The sequence below is a fragment of the Bacillus sp. SIMBA_026 genome, assembly GCF_046535335.1.
Lineage (GTDB): Bacteria > Bacillota > Bacilli > Bacillales > Bacillaceae > Bacillus > Bacillus velezensis.
Map to the genome: position 1 here is coordinate 1 of NZ_JAWRWX010000563.1, position 201 is coordinate 201.

Consider the following 201-nt stretch of genomic DNA (forward strand, 5'->3'; position numbering starts at 1 on the left):
GGGAAACCCCCGACTACCATCGGCGCTGAAGAGCTTAACTTCCGTGTTCGGCATGGGAACGGGTGTGACCTCTTCGCTATCGCCACCAAACCATTGAGAGTGTTCTCTCAAAACTAGATAACAGTAAGCATACATTCAAATTGGTTAAGTCCTCGATCGATTAGTATCTGTCAGCTCCATGTGTCGCCACACTTCCACCTC

General features: G+C 49.3%; 1 rRNA gene. It reads right to left on the minus strand.

The features are described 5' to 3' along the window. A 5S ribosomal RNA gene (gene rrf / locus SB847_RS22555) occupies window positions 1-90 on the minus strand; the annotation flags it as partial. Window positions 91-201 lie beyond the last annotated feature (111 nt).